We start from the raw sequence: 17,042 nt of genomic DNA, 5'->3' as shown, positions 1-17,042 counted from the left end.
AAGCGGGGGCTGCCAGGGGCCAGGCCCCCGGGTTCACAGCGCGACGGCTTTTTCGATCACCACGTCGTCCTTCGGGACGTCGTCGTGGAAGCCCTTGCGGCCGGTGGGCAGGCCTTCGATCTTCTTCACGATCTCGGTGCCCGAGACCACCTTGCCGAACACGGCGTAGCCCCAGCCCTGCGCACTCGGTGCGGTGTGGTTGAGGAAGCCGTTGTTGGACACGTTGATGAAGAACTGGGCGGTGGCCGAATGCGGGTCGCTCGTGCGCGCCATGGCCAGCGTGTAGGTGTCGTTCTTCAGGCCGTTGTTGGCCTCGTTGGCGATCGGCGCGTCGGTGGGCTTCTGGGTCATGCCGGGCTCGAAGCCCCCACCTTGCACCATGAAGCCCGGAATGACACGGTGAAACACGGTGTTGTTGTAGTGGCCCTTGTTCACATAGGCCAGGAAGTTGGCGGCGGACAGGGGCGCCTTCTCGGCATCGAGTTCGATGGTGATGACACCGTGACCGGTGATGTGCAGTTCGACTTGGGGGTTGGCCATGGTCATTTCTCCAGGGTGGCTTTGAGGATGGTGATGGGAGTCTGCGGCACGTTCTGGAACGGGCCACGGTTGCCGGTGGGCACAGCCCGGATCTTGTCGACCACGTCCATGCCTGAAACCACCTTGCCGAACACGGCGTAGCCGTGGCCGTCGGGTTGCGGTGGATTGAGGTTGGCGTTGTCAACCAGGTTGATGAAGAACTGTGCGGTGGCCGAATTCGGGTTGGAGGTGCGTGCCATGGCAATGGTGCCGCGGTTGTTCTTGAGGCCGCCCGAGACTTCGAGCGGCACCGGTGCGCGGGTGGCCTTTTGCTGCATGTCGGCACCAAAGCCGCCGCCCTGGATCATGAAGCCGTCGATCACGCGGTGGAAGACCGTTCCTTCGTAGTGCTTGTCCTTCACGTACTGCAGGAAGTTTTCGACCGTCCTGGGGGCCTTGTCGGCGTGCAGCTCCAGCACGATGTCGCCCATGGAGGTGGTGAGCTTGACCCGGGGTGCGGCGTCTTGTGCCATGGAAGGCAGCCAGGCCAGCGCAGCGGCGATGGTGAGGGCCCCGAGCACGGCTCGGCGCAGAGGTTGGACGGCAGGCAATGGCATCAGATGATTCCTTCGAAAAAGATGGTCCAGCGGTCGTTCTCGCGGACCCAGTACTGGCGCTTGGTCACGCCGCGGGTCTGGCCTGCGGCAACCTCGCCGAACGTGACCACGCGGGTGTCTTCGGTGTCGCTCCAGCGCAGCACCGACAAGTCCTTGATGGCCAGCTCGCGCGGGCCGCTGCTGCGCAGCTCGCCCTCGACGCGGGGCCACCACTGGGCCAGATCGCGCCCCTGGTTTGAAAAGCGGCTGGAGTAAAACCCTTTGAGCTCGGCCAGATTGGCCTCGCTGCGGCTGCGACGCCAGGCTTCGAGCACGCCCTCGAACTGTTCGCGATCGCTGCTGAGCGCCTCGGGTTGCACCCACTGCAGCTCGGGCGCGATCACCACCGGCGTGGTGCGGATCTGCACCGTGCGCAGCAGCCGCTGCAGGTCGGGGTTGGACAGCACCACGCAACCGTCGGACGCCTGTGGCGCGCGCACGAACTGGTCGCTGGGCGTGCCGTGCAGCCAGATGCCGCTGCCGGTCTTGCCACGCTGCACGTCCAGCGGGTTGGGGTAGTTGATGGGCAATGCGCCCACCCCGTAGAGATCGGGCAGGTCGGCGGGGTTGAGGTTGCTGGTGATGTAGTACACGCCCAGCGGAGTGCGCTTGTCACCCTCGACCGTTTTCTCGATGCCGGACAGGCCCACCGAAATGTAGAAGTCCCCCACCAGGCGCAACGCGGGCTGGCGCTCGGGTACCGGCTGGGCGCGCGTCGGGTTGAGGTTTTCAAACAGGTAGAGCCGCGAGCGCGAGGCGTCGATGGCGATGGCGTGACGGCTCTGAGGTGCGAGCGTGAGGAACTGGGTCGGGATGCTGCCGGCGGGGGGGCGCTCGGTGAGGGCCAGCAGGCGGCGGCGCGATTCTTCGCGCAGGGTGGCCAGTTGCTGGCTGGCAGCCAGGGCCTTGGTGTCGGGCACATCGCCCAGTTGCCGCACAGGTCGCGCCTGCAGGCTCAGCAGATCGCCGTGCACCAGGTGGGCGAGCTGGAAGTTGGGGTGGTCCTTGACCAGTCCTTCGGCCTGCTCGAGCGCCTGTCGGTGCTGGCCCTGGCTGATCAGCTGGTAGATGCCGATCAGGCGCGTTTCGGCCTGGCCCAGCAGCGGTTTGAAGGCGTCCAGCCGGGCTTCGGTCAGGCTGTTGCGCTCCAGGCCGGAACGCCGGGCCGCCAGCTGGCTGCGGGGCGTGTCCTGAACGCTGGCCATCGCCTGGTTGAGCAGGGAGGGGGGGGCTGCTTCAAGCAAGTCGCCTTGGCCCGCGCCGTGTTCCGGCCCGGGTCTGGCGGAGTTGAAGAGCAGCACGAGAAAAGCCGCTGCGGCCAGCACGCCCAGCGCCCACAGGGCTTGCCGGCTGCCGGCCGGGCCCGCAGAGGGGAATCCCGGGGGCACACCGGCATGACCGCGCTGGCCCATCCGCCGACCTGCCATCAAGAGCCCGTGGATTCGCGCACGATCAGCCAGCGGTCACCGCTCCTGACCATCTCGAGCGTCTTGCGGCTGGTGACGTTGAGCGTGTCGGAGGTGTACTCCTGGCGGAAGCGCGCCGTGGCCTTGTTCGCATCGACCGTGATGACCAGATCGTTGACCTCGACCCCGATGCGGCTGCGGGGCTCGATGCGCGCGCGCCGCTCGGCTTCCCAGGCGCTGCGCGCCTGTCCGCCCGGTGGGGTGAAGCTGGTGGCGTAAGCGCCCAGGTAGCTGCCCATGTTCCGCGACGACCATGCACCGGCCCAGGAACGGACGGCTGCTTCCACCTCGCGCTGGGCGGCGTCGCCCGAGACCGCAGGGGCGGCCGGGGTTGATGCTGTCCCGGCAACCACAGCCGGCGCTGCCGGGCGCGCGCTGGCGACCACCGGCGCTGCCGCCGGCGCGGTTGCCACCGGGGCTGCCATCGCAGAGCGGGTATCAGCGGCAAACAGGTTGCGGATCAGGCTGAGCTTGGGTGCCACAGCCGGGTTGGCGCCGTCGAGCTGCAAGGCCTTGCTGTAGGCCTGGCTGGCCAGCTTGGCGTACACATCGCCCAGGTTTTCGTGCGCAGTGGCGTAGCTCGGATTGGTCCGGATCGCCATTTCGAGTGCAGCGCGTGCCTTGTCGAACTGGCTCTGCCCAGCGAAGAGCACGGCCAGGTTGTTGTAGGGCTCGGGCAGCTCGGGGTAGTCCTCGGTGAGCTTGCTGAAGGTCGAGATGGCCTCCTGCGTCTTGCCGCTTTCGGTGAGGATCACGCCCTTGAGAAAGCGCATCTGCGGATCACGCGACTTGCCCGCCAGGTACTGGTCTGCCTTGACGAGCGCCTCGGCGAGCTGGCCGCTGCGCAACAGCCGATTGACTTCGGCGTAGTCCTCGGTCTGGGCCCAGGCCAGCGACGTGCCCACGCCCATTGCCACGGCCACCGCCAGGGAGCGCAGGCGCAGGCCCAGGCCGCTGCGAGCCGCAAAGGAAGGGTTGCCACGGGCCGTGGCTGGGAGATTCACAGGGTGGGACATGGGACCTCGGAGAGCGAACCTGGGACACCGCAAGGCGGCTGGATCCAGCGACACGTTGATCGAAGGCCCGACGATGCACAGCGCGCAGCATCGGGCTGGATATACTGGCGCATTGTATCTGAGGGGTCTGTTTCTCATGGCCGATCCGGACCGCCAGCAGCACACTGCGTGGCCTGTGTGACACAGGACTGCTGCACCCGCTGCCGGGTCAGGTTTTCCACTCCGCTTCGCCGCGCCGACCCCGCGCCCGTTCTCCCGACATGACCTTGAAAATCCACAACACGCTCACGCGACGCCTGGAAGACTTCCAGCCGATCGAACCTGGTCATGTGCGCATGTATGTCTGTGGCATGACGATCTACGACCTGTGCCACATCGGCCACGCCCGCATGATGATGGCGTTCGATGTGGTGCAACGGTGGTTGAAGGTCAGCGGCTACCGCGTGACCTATGTGCGCAACATCACCGACATCGACGACAAGATCATCCAGCGTGCGGTGGAGCGCGGCATCACGCTGCGCGCTCTCACCGACGAAATGACCGCAGCCATGCACCAGGACATCGCCCTGCTCGGCATCGAGCCACCGACCCTGGAGCCGCGGGCCACCGACTACGTGCCGCAGATGCTGTCCCTGATCGGCACCTTGCAGGAAAAGGGACTGGCCTACCAGGCCGACAACGGGGACGTGAATTTCGCGGTTCGCCAGTTCGAGGGTTACGGCAAGCTCTCCGGCAAGTCGCTCGACGACCTGCGCGCCGGCGAGCGCGTGGCCGTGGCGAGCGACAAGCACGACCCGCTGGACTTCGTGCTCTGGAAATCGGCCAAGCCCGACGAGCCGGCCGAAGCCCGCTGGCCAAGCGTTTACGGCGCGGGTCGCCCGGGCTGGCACATCGAGTGCTCGGCCATGAGTTGCGCCACGCTGGGCGAGACCTTCGACATCCATGGCGGCGGTGCCGACCTGCAGTTTCCCCACCACGAGAACGAGATCGCGCAGAGCGAAGGTGCCCATGGCAAGCCGCTGGCGCGTTTCTGGGTGCACAACGGCTTCGTGCGGGTGGACAACGAGAAGATGTCCAAGAGCCTGGGCAATTTCTTCACCATTCGCGAGGTGCTGGCCAGATACGACCCGGAAACGGTGCGTTTCTTCATCCTGCGCGCGCACTACCGCAGCGCACTGAACTACAGCAATGTGCATCTGGACGATGCGCGCGGCGCCTTGAAGCGCCTGTACACCGCCTTGTCGCTGGTGCAGGCTGCACCGCTGAGCCAGATCGACTGGGCGCTGCCGCACGCGCAGCGTTTTCGCGCCGCGATGGACGAGGACTTCGGCACGCCCGAAGCCGTGGCCGTGCTGTTCGATCTGGCAGGCGAGGTCAACCGCAGCAAGGACCCCGCTGCCGCGGGCCTGTTGAAGGCGCTCGGCGGCACGCTGGGTTTGTTGCAGGCCGATCCTGCCACCTACCTGCAAGGTGGGGCCGGCTCGCCGGGTGGTCTGGACGAAGCCGCCATCGCCGCACAGATGGCGCAGCGCGCCGCGGCCAAACAGGCCAGGGACTTCGCCGAGGCCGACCGAATCCGCCAGGCCTTGCTGGATCAGGGCATCGTGCTCAAGGACGGCCCCGGCGGCACCACCTGGGAACGCGCCTGATGGTCGCGAGCCAGTTGCCCGACGTGGGCCCGGATGCGCCCGAATACTGGCAGGAGGCCTGCCGCCATCTGATGAAGCGCGACCGGGTGATGAAGAAGCTGATTCCGCAGCACGGCGGCGTGAGCCTGCAGTCGCGCGGCGATGCCTTCGTCACGCTGGCGCGCAGCATCGTGGGCCAGCAGATCTCGGTGAAGGCGGCGCAATCGGTCTGGGACCGCTTCGTCTTGTTGCCCAAGAAGATGGTGCCGGCGCAGGTGCTCAAGCTCAAGGTCGACGACATGCGGGCGGCCGGTTTGTCGGCGCGCAAGGTCGAATACCTGGTGGATCTTGCGCTGCACTTCGCCAACAACCAGGTGCATGTGAAAGACTGGGCGGAGATGGACGACGAGGCCATCATCACCGAGCTGGTGGCCATTCGCGGCATTGGCCGATGGACCGCTGAAATGTTCCTGATCTTCCACCTGATGCGGCCCAACGTACTACCGCTGGACGACATTGGTCTGCAGAACGGGATCAGCCGCTGCTACTTTTCGGGTGAGCCGGTGAGTCGCAGTGAAATCCGCGAGGTGGCCACGTCCTGGGCCCCGTTCAGCAGCGTGGCGACTTGGTATATTTGGCGCTCTCTCGACCCGGTCCCGGTCGCCTACTGAATCCGAACACGTCGTTGCAGCAGACGCCCGACACCTTCGGGCCCCGGCCCGGTGGCCTGATGCACGTCAGGCGCGGCGCCCCGCACCACAAGACCACAGGAGTCCATCTTGGCCAAAAAGAACTTTCTCGACTTCGAGCAGCCCATTGCCGAACTCGAAACCAAGATCGAGGAACTGCGTTACGTGCAGACCGAATCCGCGGTCGACATCTCCGAAGAAATCGAACAGCTCGCGGGCAAGAGCCTGCAGCTCACCAAGGACATCTACAGCAGCCTCACCCCGTGGCAGATCACCAAGATCGCGCGCCACGCCGACCGACCCTACACGCTGGACTACGTGCGCGAAATCTTCACGCACTTTGTCGAGCTGCACGGTGACCGCCATTTTTCAGACGACCTGAGCATCGTGGGTGGACTGGCCCGCTTCAACGGCCAGCCCTGCATGGTGCTGGGTCACCAGAAGGGCCGCGACACCAAGGAGCGGGGTCTGCGCAATTTCGGCATGACCAAGCCCGAGGGATACCGCAAGGCGCTTCGCCTCATGAAGCTGGCCGAAAAGTTTCGCTTGCCGGTGTTCACCTTTGTCGACACGCCCGGCGCCTACCCGGGCATTGATGCCGAGGAGCGCGGGCAGTCCGAAGCCATCGGCCGCAACATCTTCGAGATGGCGCAGCTGGAAGTGCCCATCATTTCCACCATCATCGGCGAGGGCGGCTCGGGCGGTGCGCTGGCCATCTCCGTGGCCGACCAGGTGCTGATGCTGCAGTACTCGGTGTACTCGGTGATCAGCCCCGAGGGCTGCGCCTCCATCCTCTGGAAAACGAGCGACCGCGCCAGCGACGCGGCCGACGCACTGGGCATCACCGCCCACCGCCTCAAGGCACTGGGGCTGATCGACAAGATCGTCAACGAGCCGGTGGGTGGCGCCCACCGCGACCACAAACAGATGGCCGCATTCCTCAAGCGCGCGCTGGGCGATGCCTGGCGCCAGGTGACCGATCTCAAGGTCAAGGAACTGGTGGACCGGCGCTATGCGCGCCTCAACAGCTACGGCCGATTCACCGACACCAAGGCCGACGCCAAGAGCGACAAGCGTTGACGTGAGCCGCAACACCGCAGCCGCCAACCCCTGCGAGCAGGCGTTGGCACGGTGGTGCGAGCGCTGCGCCGGCGACCTCACCCGGGTGGCCGTGGCCTTCAGCGGCGGGGCCGATTCCACCGCCTTGCTGCTCGCCGCACAACAGCGCTGGCCCGACCGCGTGGTGGCACTGCATGTGCACCACGGCCTGCAGGCAGCAGCAGACGAATTCGAACAGCACAGCGGCCGGTTTTGCGAGCAGCTCGGCGTGGCGTTTTGCACGCAGCGTGTGCAGGCCATGCACGAGGTTGGCCAGAGCCCGGAAGACGCCGCACGCCGGGCTCGTTACGCCGCGCTCGGTGCCATGGCGCGAACGCAGGGTGCCGAGTGGGTGCTGCTCGGGCAGCACGCCGACGACCAGGCCGAAACCTTGCTGCTCGCGCTGAGCCGGGGCGCCGGTCTGCCGGGCCTGGCCGGCATGCCCGAGCGGTTCGGGCGCGAGGGCGTGCACTTTGGCCGACCCCTGCTCGATGTGCCGGCCAGCGACCTGCGCGGCTGGTTGCTGGCACACGGACACGCCTTCGTGGACGACCCCAGCAACACCGACACACGCTTCACCCGCAACCGCATTCGCGCCGTGCTCATGCCCGCCTGGCAGGCCTGCTTCGAGGGCTTTCGACCCCTGCTGGCGCGCAGCGCCCGCCACGCCGCCCAGGCCCAGCGCCTGCTCGACGAGCTGGCGGTCATCGACCTCGCGCTCACCGGCGAGCCGCCGCAAATGGCGCAACTGCGGTCGCTGTCGCGCGACCGCCAGGCCAACGCCTTGCGCCACTGGCTGCGTGCCAGTGCGGATGTGGCCGCGGCCACTGCGCAACTCGACGAATTGCTCGACCAGATCGCCGCCTGCACCACGCGCGGCCACCACATCCACATCAAGGTGGGTGCTGGCCATGTGGAGCGCGACGGCGAGCGCCTGCGATACACCCCCCTCCTATAATTGCGGGCTTTGCCCGACAGCGCAGTCGGTGCCTTCAACCCAAACAATCCAACCCGATGGCCTTGATAGTTCACAAGTACGGCGGCACCTCGATGGGGTCGACCGAGCGCATCCGCAACGTCGCACGCCGCGTGGCCAAATGGCACCGTGCCGGTCACCAGCTCGTGGTCGTGCCCAGCGCCATGAGCGGCGAAACCAACCGCCTGCTCGGTCTGGCGAAGGAACTCGCGCCCGCCCAGTCCTCCACCGCTTTCAGCCGGGAGCTCGACATGCTCGCGGCCACTGGCGAGCAGGTGTCGTCGGCCCTGCTGGCCATCGCGCTGCAGGCCGAGGGCTTGGCGTCGGTGAGCTATGCGGGCTGGCAAGTGCCCATCAAGACCAACAGCGCCTTCACCAAGGCGCGCATCGAGTCGATCGACGATGTGCGCATCCGGGGTGACCTGGCGGCGGGCAAGGTCGTCATCGTCACCGGCTTTCAGGGCGTGGACCCGCAGGGTCACATCACCACCCTGGGCCGCGGGGGCAGCGACACCTCGGCCGTGGCCGTGGCCGCAGCGCTCAAGGCGGCCGAGTGCCTGATCTACACCGACGTGGACGGCGTCTACACCACCGACCCGCGCGTGGTGCCCGAAGCGCGCCGCCTCGAGCGTGTGAGCTTCGAGGAAATGCTGGAGATGGCCAGCATGGGCAGCAAGGTGCTGCAGATCCGCTCGGTGGAATTCGCCGGCAAGTACAAGGTGCCCCTGCGCGTGCTCTCCAGTTTCACGCCCTGGGACATCGACCTGACTGAAGAAGCCGCCTCCGGCACCCTGATCACTTTTGAGGAAGCAGAAACCATGGAACAAGCCGTCGTCTCCGGCATCGCCTTCAACCGCGACGAAGCCAAGATCTCCGTGCTCGGCGTGCCCGACACCCCCGGCATCGCCTACCAGATCCTGGGCGCGGTGGCCGACGCCAACATCGAGGTGGACGTGATCATCCAGAACCTGAGCAAGGGTGGGCTGACCGACTTCAGCTTCACGGTGCACCGCAACGATTTCCAGAAGACCATGGACCTGCTCAAGGCGAAGGTGGTTCCTGCGCTGGGCGCCGCCGAGGTGGTGGGTGATGCACGCATCTGCAAGGTCAGCATCGTGGGCATCGGCATGCGCAGCCACGTGGGCGTGGCCAGCCGCATGTTCAAGTGCCTCAGCACCGAGGGCATCAACATCCAGATGATCTCGACGTCGGAGATCAAGACATCGGTGGTGATCGACGAGAAGTACATGGAACTCGCCGTGCGTTCGCTGCACCGCGAATTCGACCTCGACCAGACCGCCGACACCATCACCGGATGAACGGCCTCTGCAGGGGAGACCGCCGGGTGAGATGAGGCATAATACGCAGCTTCCGGAGCGATGACCGAGTGGCCGAAGGTGCTCCCCTGCTAAGGGAGTATGGGGTGTAGAGCCTCATCGAGGGTTCGAATCCCTCTCGCTCCGCCAAGACGCAAAAAATGCCCGCCAAAAGCGGGCTTTTTTTCGTCTGTTTCGGACACTTCCGTACATGTAAGCCGTTGATATAAAAAGGTTTTACTCCTGGACGGACCAAAATAAACACTTTCCCTCTCTCCGGTATTGTCCACTTGCATCCGTTTTCTTCCGGGTGTAAATTGTGGGTTATTAAGTGGATAGGAGAGTGACGTGGAAGCTCAAGTCCCCGCTGGGGAGTGGCAAACGCGCACCGCCAAGCTCGGCAAGCCCAAGGCTGGCAAGCACGTCCTGGACCGCCTGACCGACCTGCTGGTGCGCAAAATGGCCAAACCCGGCGCCTACGCCGATGGCGGCGGCCTGTATCTGCACGTCACCACCACCGGTGCAAAGTCATGGGTCTTCCGGTACTCGCGCAAGCTCGGCATGGAAAAGGCCAAGGCGCGCGAGATGGGGCTCGGCCCGACGCACACCATCAGTCTCGCCGAGGCCAGGCAGGCCGCGCTTGAGGCGCGCAGGTTGCTCCTGCAGAATGTCGACCCGATCGAGCAGCGCAAGGGCAACCAGGTCACCCAGATGCAGATGCGGGTGCAGGCGGCGATCACCCAGGCCCGCGCGACCATGACGTTCAGCAAGGCCGTCGAGAAGTACGTTGCCACCATGGACTCTCAGTGGACGAGCAAGCATGCGAACCAGTGGGAGACCACCCTGGCGACCTACGCCGTGCCCGTCCTGGGCGCGATGTCCGTGGCCAGCATCGAGCCGTCAGATGTGGTGCGAGTGTTAGAGCGTGACGACTTCTGGAAAACCAAGACCGAGACGGCCAAGCGGGTACGCCAGCGCATCGAGGCCGTGCTTGATTGGGCCACCGTCTCCAAGCACCGTGAGGGCAGCAACCCGGCCCGCTGGGACGGCTGCCTGGAACACCTACTGGCATCGCCCGCAAAGATCCAGACGGTGCGGCCCATGCCTGCGCTGCCGTTCGCTCAGATCAAGGACTTCATGGCTGAACTGCGGGCGCAAAAGGGCCAAGGGGCAAAGGCGCTCGAGCTCGCCATCCTGACGGCGGTGCGGTCGCAGGGAGTGCGGCTGGCGCGCTGGGGCGAATTCGATCTGGAGTCCGAAGTCTGGACGGTGCCGGCTGCCCACATGAAGGTCAAGGCACAGGGCGACCACCGCGTGCCCTTGTCGGCGTCGGCGCTCGCGCTGTTGAGGTCGGTCAAGCCCGATGGCGCCAAGCCCGGCGATCTCGTGTTCCCCGGCATGCGCAACCAGCCGCTCTCCGACATGACCCTGGCGAAGGTGATCAGGTCAATGAACAAGATCGACACCAGGTGGGTGGACCCCAAGCTCCAAGACACACCAGAGGTGGTGCCCCACGGCTTCCGCTCAACCTTCCGCGACTGGGCCAGCGAGACGACCAACCACGACGCGTTTGCCGTCGAGATGGCGCTTGCCCACAGCATCGGCAACAAGGTCGAGGCGGCTTATCGTCGTGGTGAGTTGTTCGACAAGCGTGTGGTCCTCATGCAGGACTGGGACGTGCAGTGCAGGGGTGCAGCATGACCATCAACGACTACCTGGCCCGTCTGCGGGACCCCGAGATCGACCCCGATTTCGAGGCGCTGCTCGACCGGCCCGACACGACCAGGGCTACCGCGCTGTGGGCGTCCATCGCTGCCGGCGAGGCCAGCGTCGAGGACACGCTGCGGTGGGCGCAGCACGTTGCCGTCAAGATTGAGCAGACTGTCATCAACAAGGCCGAGCGTGACGCCGCGCCGGGCGCCCTGAAGGCCATCGGCTTCTACGGCAGGCCCGACCCTTATCGCGCAGCGCGCGACTACATGGCCCTGGTGGGCAGCTTCCCCGTCGCGAGCGAGGACGGCCAGTGCAGGCAGGCGCCGCGCCTGACCGCCGAGCAGTGGCTCGAGAAGCTGCAGGCCGCTGGACACCTGGTCGGCATACCCCGAAAGACTGCGGTCAACCGCATCAACGAGTGGCGCCAGGAGCTGGGCATCGAGCAGATGCAGGACGGGTGGGACAAGCCGTAGGGCATCCCTGGAACTGACCGATCAGAAGGCCGCCACGCGCGGCCTTCTGCATTTTCTCTCCCGAAAAATCCCGACCAATCGGGAGAGCCCGCGGTCTGTAATTCCCCCTGTCTTCAACAGTTTCCGAAAGGGGAATTACATGACCGAACTCAACGCCCAACCGGGCACCCGCTACCTGTCGATCCCGCGTCTGTGCGACAAGCTCTCGCGCCGCAAGACCTGGGTTTACGACCTCTTGCAGCAGGACCCGACGTTCCCGCGACCGATCCGCATCAACAACCGCAGCTTGTTCGACGAGCAGGCCGTCGATGCCTGGGTCAAGTCCAAGGTCGACCAGGCCGTGGGGAGTGCAGCTTGAACATGGTCACCGCCGTAACGTTTTGGCTGCTGACCGCGGGCATGGCAGGAGTCTGCGCTGCCATGGTTGCCACAGTGGCCGGCTGATCAGCGCCAGGCCGCTAGGGCGTTGCTCAGGTCGCGCGCTGCGACCGCATCTACCGACTTGCCAGCTCTGGCTGGGGCTTCCCCCGCCACGGTGCGTCGCTTTCCGTCTGCATCAACGGTGACCCAACGCGCCACTGTTTGCGCGCGGCGCAATCCCGTCGTGATCTTCCAAATTGCCCCCTTGGTGGCATCGAACTTCCGAGCGATTTTTTCGAGCGAGAGGCCCGTCTCGCGCAGCTCGTGAATGAGGTCCACCTCTTCATCGGTGAGTCGGGCGCGGGGGTGGCAGGAGCCGATTCGTCGGTTTGTTTCCGAGAGCGTGATCACGGTCTTCTGCATGGTGTTGGCTCCGCGTGAAAAGGGCGGAGTACATCGTGGCCGTAGCTCGACGGCTGACGGATACGCGCGTGTCCGTGAACTGGGCTTTGTCTCCTATCGTGCGGCATCGACTCTGAAACCCCGTTCTAAAGGAACCCCATGAAACGCGGATCGAAACCCCCACATCTCGCAGACCCATTTGTGTTGGCTCATCAGGCACGCGAATTCCTCGGTGGCATTGACGCAAAGACGCAAGAGGAGTGGATTCGGCGAGGCATCCTCCCGCCGCCGCTGAAGTTGACCCAAAGAACGATCGGTTGGCGCTTATCGGTCCTCGAGGCAGTGTTGGAGCGCGCCGCCAAAGAAAGCGTAGGCGCGTGATGGCCCATGTCAATTCAACAGACGCCGAAGCTCGACGGCAGCGAGCCGCCGCAGCGGATCTCGAAAAGGGAGCCCGGCTGGCAGGCCGGGCGGATGGGAAAGAAAAGCAGCTAAATGATGAGGGCCACGACGCGGGTCAAGGACACGCGGAAGGCGCGATGGCCTCCGCAGTGGTTTCTCGCCGGTGGCGAGAGCAGCGTGTGCTGACGTGCGCAGGTATCGGTGACACCCAGATCGACACAGGCGCCGACTACGAGACGATTTCGCTCGGGGAGGTGTTTGACCAGACCGAGCCGACCGATCGGCCCAAGCTGAGCGCGCCCGCGCTGATCACCTCGACCTACCACGCCTTCGACGGGCGCAAGCATGAGGCGCAGCGCCAGCGCGGCCAGTACGTCGCGATCCCTGGCGACATCGACAAGGGTGACACCTCGCTCGAGAAAGTCCGGCGGCTGGTACGTCAGTTCTTCGGCGACGGCGTCGCGTATTTGATCTACAGCACGGCAAGCTCGACCGCGGAATCCAAGCGCTGGCGCACGCTGGTGCCCCTGGTTGAACCGCAGGCATTCGCCGAGTGGAATGCTCTGTGCATGGCCTTCTACGCGTTCATGGAGGCCGACGGTTGCGAGATGGACTGGAGCTTGGCAGGCGCCGGGCAGATCGCCTACTTGCCCAACGTGCCCAGGGGCGCGCGCAAAGCCGATGGATCGCCCAAGTTCTTCGTCCGTGATGTGCACGACGGCCGGGGCCACATGATGGCTGACGGGGTAGCCGAGCAGCACGTCAACAAGTTGCTGGCCCAGCGCCAGGCGGACGCTGCTGCCCTTGAACTTGCCCGAGCGGAGGCGCGTGCCGCACGTGACCGCCGGCGCGCACAACGGGGCGTTGGTGAAGACGTCAGCGTGATCGACGCCTACAACGCCGCCCACAGCATCGATGAGCTGCTGATCGACAACCAGTACGAGCAGTCGCCTGCCAGCGACCAGGACTGGCGCAGCCCGTACCAGGGCAGCGGCAGCTACGCCACGCGGGTGTTCGACGACCACTGGATCAGCTTGAGCGGCAGCGATGCCGAGGCTGGTCTTGGTGCCGAGTCCAAGGACGGCCACCGCTTCGGCGACGCGTTCGACATCTACTGCCACTTCACCCACGGCGGCAACTTCAGAGCCGCGATCAAGGCGACGGCGGCTGCACTCGGACTGCAGGCACCAGCCCACGCCTCGGGCAAGAGTCACGCCGAGATCGCCAACACCATCGACGCGGCATCCTTCGCCGGCTACGCGCCGGTGGATCTCGCCGATATCGTGGTTGGCGAACTCGCGTCGGCCAAGGGCCTCAGGCCCAGCGAAGTCGACGAACTGCTCAAGCGCCTGAAGGAGGCCACCGGTTTGTCGATCAAGGCGCTTCGCGATGACTTGGCCAGGGCGAAGCGCCGAGGGCCTGACGAGGACGCGGCCGAGGTCAGCGTGGAGTGGCCGGTGCCGACCGCCCGTGCCTTCCTCGCATCGTTCTTCACCACGCCCAAGGGCGCGCTGAAACTGCGCCACTGGCAGGACGACTTCCTCGTGTGGAACGGATCCCGATACCAGTCGGTCTCGGTGGCCGACATCCGCGCCAAGGTGTACCGGCTTTTCGAGCGCAGCGGCGTTCCCCTGCCAGGGCGCGGCGTGGTCGACAACACCATCGACGCAGTGAAGGCGCTGACCAACGTCGCGTCCTCCACCCGCATGCCCAGCTGGTTGACCAAGACCCCGCCGGTGGCCGTCGGGGATGTGGTGGCCATCAGCAACGGCCTCTTGCATCTCCCCACCCGCAAGCTGCTGCCCCACGACCCGTCGTACTTCAGCGTGGATGCGGCAGACGTGGCCTACGACCCGCAGGCGCCCGAGCCCGTGCACTGGCTGCGGTTCCTGGCCGACGTCTTCCCTGGCGACCAGGAGTCCATCGACAGCCTGCAGCAGTGGTTCGGCTACCTCGTCACGAGCGACACCTCGCAGCAGAAGGCTCTGATCTGCGTCGGTCCCAAGCGATGCGGCAAGGGAACCATCGCCCGCGTGCTGCGCGGCCTGCTCGGTGAGCACAACTTCACCGGCCCGACTCTTGGCCAGATCGGCAAGGAATTCGGTCTGCAGGGCCTGATCAACGCGAAGCTGGCGGTGATCTCGGACGCCCGCATCAGCGGCAGCGCAGACCTCCAGGCCATCAGCGAGAACCTGCTGCGCATCACCGGAGAGGACGCGGTCAGCGTGCAGCGCAAAGGTATTTCCAACTGGGAGGGCAAGCTGCTCACGCGCTTCGTGCTCATGACGAACATCCTGCCCGGGATCGTGGACGGCGGCGGCGCGGTGGCCTCCCGGTTCATCGTGCTCCGCTTCACCCAGTCGTTCTTCGGGCGCGAGGACCACAAGCTGACCGAGAAGCTGATGGCCGAGCTGCCGGGAATCCTGAACTGGGCGCTCGATGGCCTGAAGGCGTTGCAGGACCGGGGAGCCTTCATTCAGCCGGCCAGCGGTCTGGAGGCCGTCGAGGAGTTGGTGCGCAAGACGACGCCGATTCTGGGCTTCATCAGCGACGCTCTCGACTTCGATGCCGGCGCGTGGGTGAGCAAGGACGAGCTCTACGACGTGTACCGGCAGTGGTGTGCGGACGAGGGCGCGAAGCATGTCCTGCAAAAGAACAGCTTCATGGGCGAGGTCTACACCAACAGCGATGGCCGCCTGACCACGTTCAGCCCTCGGGTGAAGGGCAAGGACGGGGCGAGCAAGCCGCTGAAAGCGGTCAAGGGCGCCCGCATCAAGGCTGAGTGGCTCGCGCGAATCGTGCGTAACGAAAACACGGAGGTCTTCGATGAAGCGACGGAGATGGACCTCGCGTGAGGGGTTTTCTGCCCGGAGCCGCTTGCGGGTGGCTTTTGACCCGTATCACCCGCATCAGGCGGGGGTCGTTGGGCTCACTGATGCGGGTGATACGGGTCTCCACACATTCCGACAGTTGGTCTGCTCTCTCTACGGTGTTGAGAAAAGTGGGTGGGTTGGGGTCAGTGGAGAGAGCTCTATGGGCCCTGCAATGGGTTTTGACCCGCATCACCCGTATCAGGTGAATCTTTGCAGGTTGGGGCGGCGCCAACACCGCGCCGGCCCGAACACCGCCGCAACAGTAAGGGAACTGGTTGGTGTCGACCACTTTATGCGCACCCCGTGCGAGACGAAGGGCGACGTATGACCAGCGTCGTCATCAAGACCACGAATCTCCAGGGGCTGCCCGTGGGGCCGAGTCACCACTGGTGCGTCTACCCCGACAGCGTAGTGGCGCGTGCCCAGGCACTGAGACTCGCCGGCCTTTCCGTGCGCGCCATTGCAGCCGAGCTGGGCGGCGTGCACCCATCGACGGTACATCGCTGGGTTACTGGCCAACGCCGACGTCCACCAAAACGCAGGGTCGCGCGCCGTGTTCGTTCCGAATCATTCGTAGCGAATCATCAACTGCCACCAGAAAACCCAGTATCTGCGCGGCCCGCAGCTGACTCAGCCCCCGTCCATACCGTCAACTTAACCGTCACTGATCGAAAATGAACGAACCGAACCCGATCCAGCGTGCCCCCGGCAACCACCTGGGTCCCGAGCCCGGCGATCCAGACGTTAGTGATGAGAACGTTACGCGAGTAAAAGTAGAAAAGTTAAAGGCATCATCCGGCACGATTGAAGCTTTGAATGCGTATGTTGTGGAAGGGGACTTCCATGGTCGCCCAGCAGGCTCACCGAAAGAGCACGCACTTTGCCAAGTTGGCAGCCGCCTTGTTCACCCAACGCGCAACGCTCGCACCGGCTTGATTCCGAAATGAGAAGTGAGAACGGTTGGGGTGGTTCGCGCGTAGGGGCTGGTCGACCTGGTGAAGCTTGTCACGTGGAGGCTGCCCGGAGGCTGGACATACGAGCGATGCAGAAAGCTGGTCTGTTCAAGACACCGTGGAAAGGTCTCTGGTACTGGAAGGATCCACGGACGCTGCGCACCTCTTCCGCAATTTCGGTTCGTACCTACGCATTACAGATGCTCATCTCATACAACGTGGGCGCAACCCACGTGCGAGAGACTATCGAACTAAAGCATGTTCCATGTGGTTTCGGTGGAACTCGAGTACTGTTTCTGTGCCCCGGTTGCAGGAGACCCTGCAGCGTGATGTTTTTCCTTGGTCAACTGTTCCGTTGCCGAATGTGTCAGCGGTTGTCCTATGAGTCGCAAAGCGAGTCAAGACTTGGACGTCTAGCAAATAAGAGACTCAAGATTCTTGGAAAACTAGGGAACGTCTGCACAACACCCGCAGCGGCGAGTGCTGATGCGCGATGTTTCAG

16 protein-coding genes and 1 tRNA gene are annotated in these 17,042 nt (G+C 64.9%); 12 read left to right on the top strand and 5 right to left on the bottom strand.

Annotation, left to right across the window (positions count from 1 at the left end; all coding sequences use genetic code 11):
* Positions 1–33 precede the first annotated feature (33 nt).
* From QUV35_RS07535 to QUV35_RS07520, 4 genes are read right to left on the bottom strand one after another with little or no spacing between them, the layout of a single operon-like run.
* Positions 34–540, bottom strand: coding sequence for a peptidylprolyl isomerase (locus QUV35_RS07535; protein WP_300872183.1), 507 nt, complete (start codon positions 538–540; stop codon positions 34–36).
* 2 nt (positions 541–542) lie between these two features.
* A complete protein-coding gene (locus QUV35_RS07530; protein WP_300872181.1) occupies positions 543–1,136 on the bottom strand; it encodes a peptidylprolyl isomerase in 594 nt (197 codons plus the stop codon).
* On the bottom strand, positions 1,136–2,602 hold the full coding sequence (locus tag QUV35_RS07525; RefSeq protein WP_300872178.1) for a L,D-transpeptidase: 1,467 nt from the start codon (positions 2,600–2,602) through the stop codon (positions 1,136–1,138). The genes QUV35_RS07530 and QUV35_RS07525 overlap by 1 nt, the downstream gene beginning before the upstream one ends.
* The gene (locus QUV35_RS07520) at positions 2,602–3,552 is read right to left on the bottom strand and encodes a tetratricopeptide repeat protein (RefSeq protein WP_300872465.1); all 951 of its coding nucleotides are present in this window, start codon (positions 3,550–3,552) and stop codon (positions 2,602–2,604) included. Before QUV35_RS07520 ends, QUV35_RS07525 begins: the two co-directional genes overlap by 1 nt.
* Before the next feature lie 365 nt (positions 3,553–3,917).
* Here QUV35_RS07520 and cysS point away from each other — a divergent pair, with 365 nt between their 5' ends.
* The 9 genes from cysS (at position 3,918) to QUV35_RS07475 (ending at position 11,908) form a co-directional block, all read left to right on the top strand.
* Positions 3,918–5,306 carry a cysteine--tRNA ligase gene (cysS, locus tag QUV35_RS07515; RefSeq protein ID WP_300872176.1) on the top strand — a complete coding sequence of 463 codons (1,389 nt, stop codon included), beginning with the start codon at positions 3,918–3,920 and terminating at the stop codon, positions 5,304–5,306.
* Positions 5,306–5,956, top strand: a complete 651-nt coding sequence (locus QUV35_RS07510; protein ID WP_300872174.1) for a DNA-3-methyladenine glycosylase 2 family protein — start codon at positions 5,306–5,308, stop codon at positions 5,954–5,956. Before cysS ends, QUV35_RS07510 begins: the two co-directional genes overlap by 1 nt.
* 108 nt (positions 5,957–6,064) lie before the next feature.
* Positions 6,065–7,054 carry an acetyl-CoA carboxylase carboxyltransferase subunit alpha gene (locus QUV35_RS07505; protein WP_300872171.1) on the top strand — a complete coding sequence of 330 codons (990 nt, stop codon included), beginning with the start codon at positions 6,065–6,067 and terminating at the stop codon, positions 7,052–7,054.
* 43 nt (positions 7,055–7,097) lie between these two features.
* The gene (tilS, locus tag QUV35_RS07500) at positions 7,098–8,030 is read left to right on the top strand and encodes a tRNA lysidine(34) synthetase TilS (RefSeq protein WP_300872462.1); all 933 of its coding nucleotides are present in this window, start codon (positions 7,098–7,100) and stop codon (positions 8,028–8,030) included.
* Between the two features lie 56 nt (positions 8,031–8,086).
* Entirely contained in the window at positions 8,087–9,367 is a 1,281-nt protein-coding gene (locus QUV35_RS07495; protein ID WP_300872168.1) for an aspartate kinase, read from the top strand.
* Positions 9,368–9,421: 54 nt separating this feature from the next.
* Positions 9,422–9,514, top strand: a tRNA-Ser gene (locus QUV35_RS07490).
* 198 nt (positions 9,515–9,712) lie between these two features.
* Positions 9,713–11,065: a site-specific integrase gene (locus QUV35_RS07485; RefSeq protein ID WP_300872165.1), complete on the top strand. Its 1,353-nt coding sequence runs from the start codon at positions 9,713–9,715 to the stop codon at positions 11,063–11,065.
* On the top strand, positions 11,062–11,550 hold the full coding sequence (locus QUV35_RS07480; protein WP_300872161.1) for a hypothetical protein: 489 nt from the start codon (positions 11,062–11,064) through the stop codon (positions 11,548–11,550). The genes QUV35_RS07485 and QUV35_RS07480 overlap by 4 nt, the downstream gene beginning before the upstream one ends.
* 139 nt (positions 11,551–11,689) lie before the next feature.
* A complete protein-coding gene (locus tag QUV35_RS07475) occupies positions 11,690–11,908 on the top strand; it encodes a hypothetical protein (RefSeq protein ID WP_300872158.1) in 219 nt (72 codons plus the stop codon).
* An 86-nt stretch (positions 11,909–11,994) separates the two neighbouring features.
* Here QUV35_RS07475 and QUV35_RS07470 read toward each other — a convergent pair whose 3' ends face one another.
* A complete protein-coding gene (locus tag QUV35_RS07470) occupies positions 11,995–12,333 on the bottom strand; it encodes a hypothetical protein (RefSeq protein WP_300872155.1) in 339 nt (112 codons plus the stop codon).
* Between the two features lie 359 nt (positions 12,334–12,692).
* Between QUV35_RS07470 and QUV35_RS07465 the strand changes: the two genes are divergently transcribed.
* The 3 genes from QUV35_RS07465 to QUV35_RS07460 all read left to right on the top strand — a co-directional run bounded on the left by QUV35_RS07465 (position 12,693) and on the right by QUV35_RS07460 (position 16,534).
* On the top strand, positions 12,693–15,569 hold the full coding sequence (locus QUV35_RS07465; RefSeq protein WP_300872153.1) for a phage/plasmid primase, P4 family: 2,877 nt from the start codon (positions 12,693–12,695) through the stop codon (positions 15,567–15,569).
* 342 nt (positions 15,570–15,911) lie between these two features.
* Positions 15,912–16,265, top strand: a complete 354-nt coding sequence (locus tag QUV35_RS18910; RefSeq protein WP_366945409.1) for a helix-turn-helix domain-containing protein — start codon at positions 15,912–15,914, stop codon at positions 16,263–16,265.
* Positions 16,262–16,534, top strand: coding sequence for a hypothetical protein (locus QUV35_RS07460; RefSeq protein ID WP_300872150.1), 273 nt, complete (start codon positions 16,262–16,264; stop codon positions 16,532–16,534). The genes QUV35_RS18910 and QUV35_RS07460 overlap by 4 nt, the downstream gene beginning before the upstream one ends.
* Positions 16,535–17,042: the final 508 nt, after the last annotated feature.

Origin of the sequence: Hydrogenophaga sp. (assembly GCF_030373225.1) — a bacterium.
Classification (GTDB): Bacteria; Pseudomonadota; Gammaproteobacteria; order Burkholderiales; family Burkholderiaceae_C; genus Hydrogenophaga.
Note: the sequence above shows the minus strand (reverse complement) of the source record. Positions and strands in the feature narration are given on the sequence as shown.

Coding starts and splice junctions, on each gene's coding strand:
- QUV35_RS07535 (WP_300872183.1), bottom strand. CDS start 540: ATGGCCAACCCCCAAGTCGAACTGCACATCACCGGTCACGGTGTCATC.
- QUV35_RS07530 (WP_300872181.1), bottom strand. CDS start 1,136: ATGCCATTGCCTGCCGTCCAACCTCTGCGCCGAGCCGTGCTCGGGGCC.
- QUV35_RS07525 (WP_300872178.1), bottom strand. CDS start 2,602: ATGGCAGGTCGGCGGATGGGCCAGCGCGGTCATGCCGGTGTGCCCCCG.
- QUV35_RS07520 (WP_300872465.1), bottom strand. CDS start 3,552: ATGGGCGTGGGCACGTCGCTGGCCTGGGCCCAGACCGAGGACTACGCC.
- cysS (WP_300872176.1), top strand. CDS start 3,918: ATGACCTTGAAAATCCACAACACGCTCACGCGACGCCTGGAAGACTTC.
- QUV35_RS07510 (WP_300872174.1), top strand. CDS start 5,306: ATGGTCGCGAGCCAGTTGCCCGACGTGGGCCCGGATGCGCCCGAATAC.
- QUV35_RS07495 (WP_300872168.1), top strand. CDS start 8,087: ATGGCCTTGATAGTTCACAAGTACGGCGGCACCTCGATGGGGTCGACC.
- QUV35_RS07480 (WP_300872161.1), top strand. CDS start 11,062: ATGACCATCAACGACTACCTGGCCCGTCTGCGGGACCCCGAGATCGAC.
- QUV35_RS07475 (WP_300872158.1), top strand. CDS start 11,690: ATGACCGAACTCAACGCCCAACCGGGCACCCGCTACCTGTCGATCCCG.
- QUV35_RS07470 (WP_300872155.1), bottom strand. CDS start 12,333: ATGCAGAAGACCGTGATCACGCTCTCGGAAACAAACCGACGAATCGGC.
- QUV35_RS07465 (WP_300872153.1), top strand. CDS start 12,693: ATGGCCCATGTCAATTCAACAGACGCCGAAGCTCGACGGCAGCGAGCC.
- QUV35_RS18910 (WP_366945409.1), top strand. CDS start 15,912: ATGACCAGCGTCGTCATCAAGACCACGAATCTCCAGGGGCTGCCCGTG.
- QUV35_RS07460 (WP_300872150.1), top strand. CDS start 16,262: ATGAACGAACCGAACCCGATCCAGCGTGCCCCCGGCAACCACCTGGGT.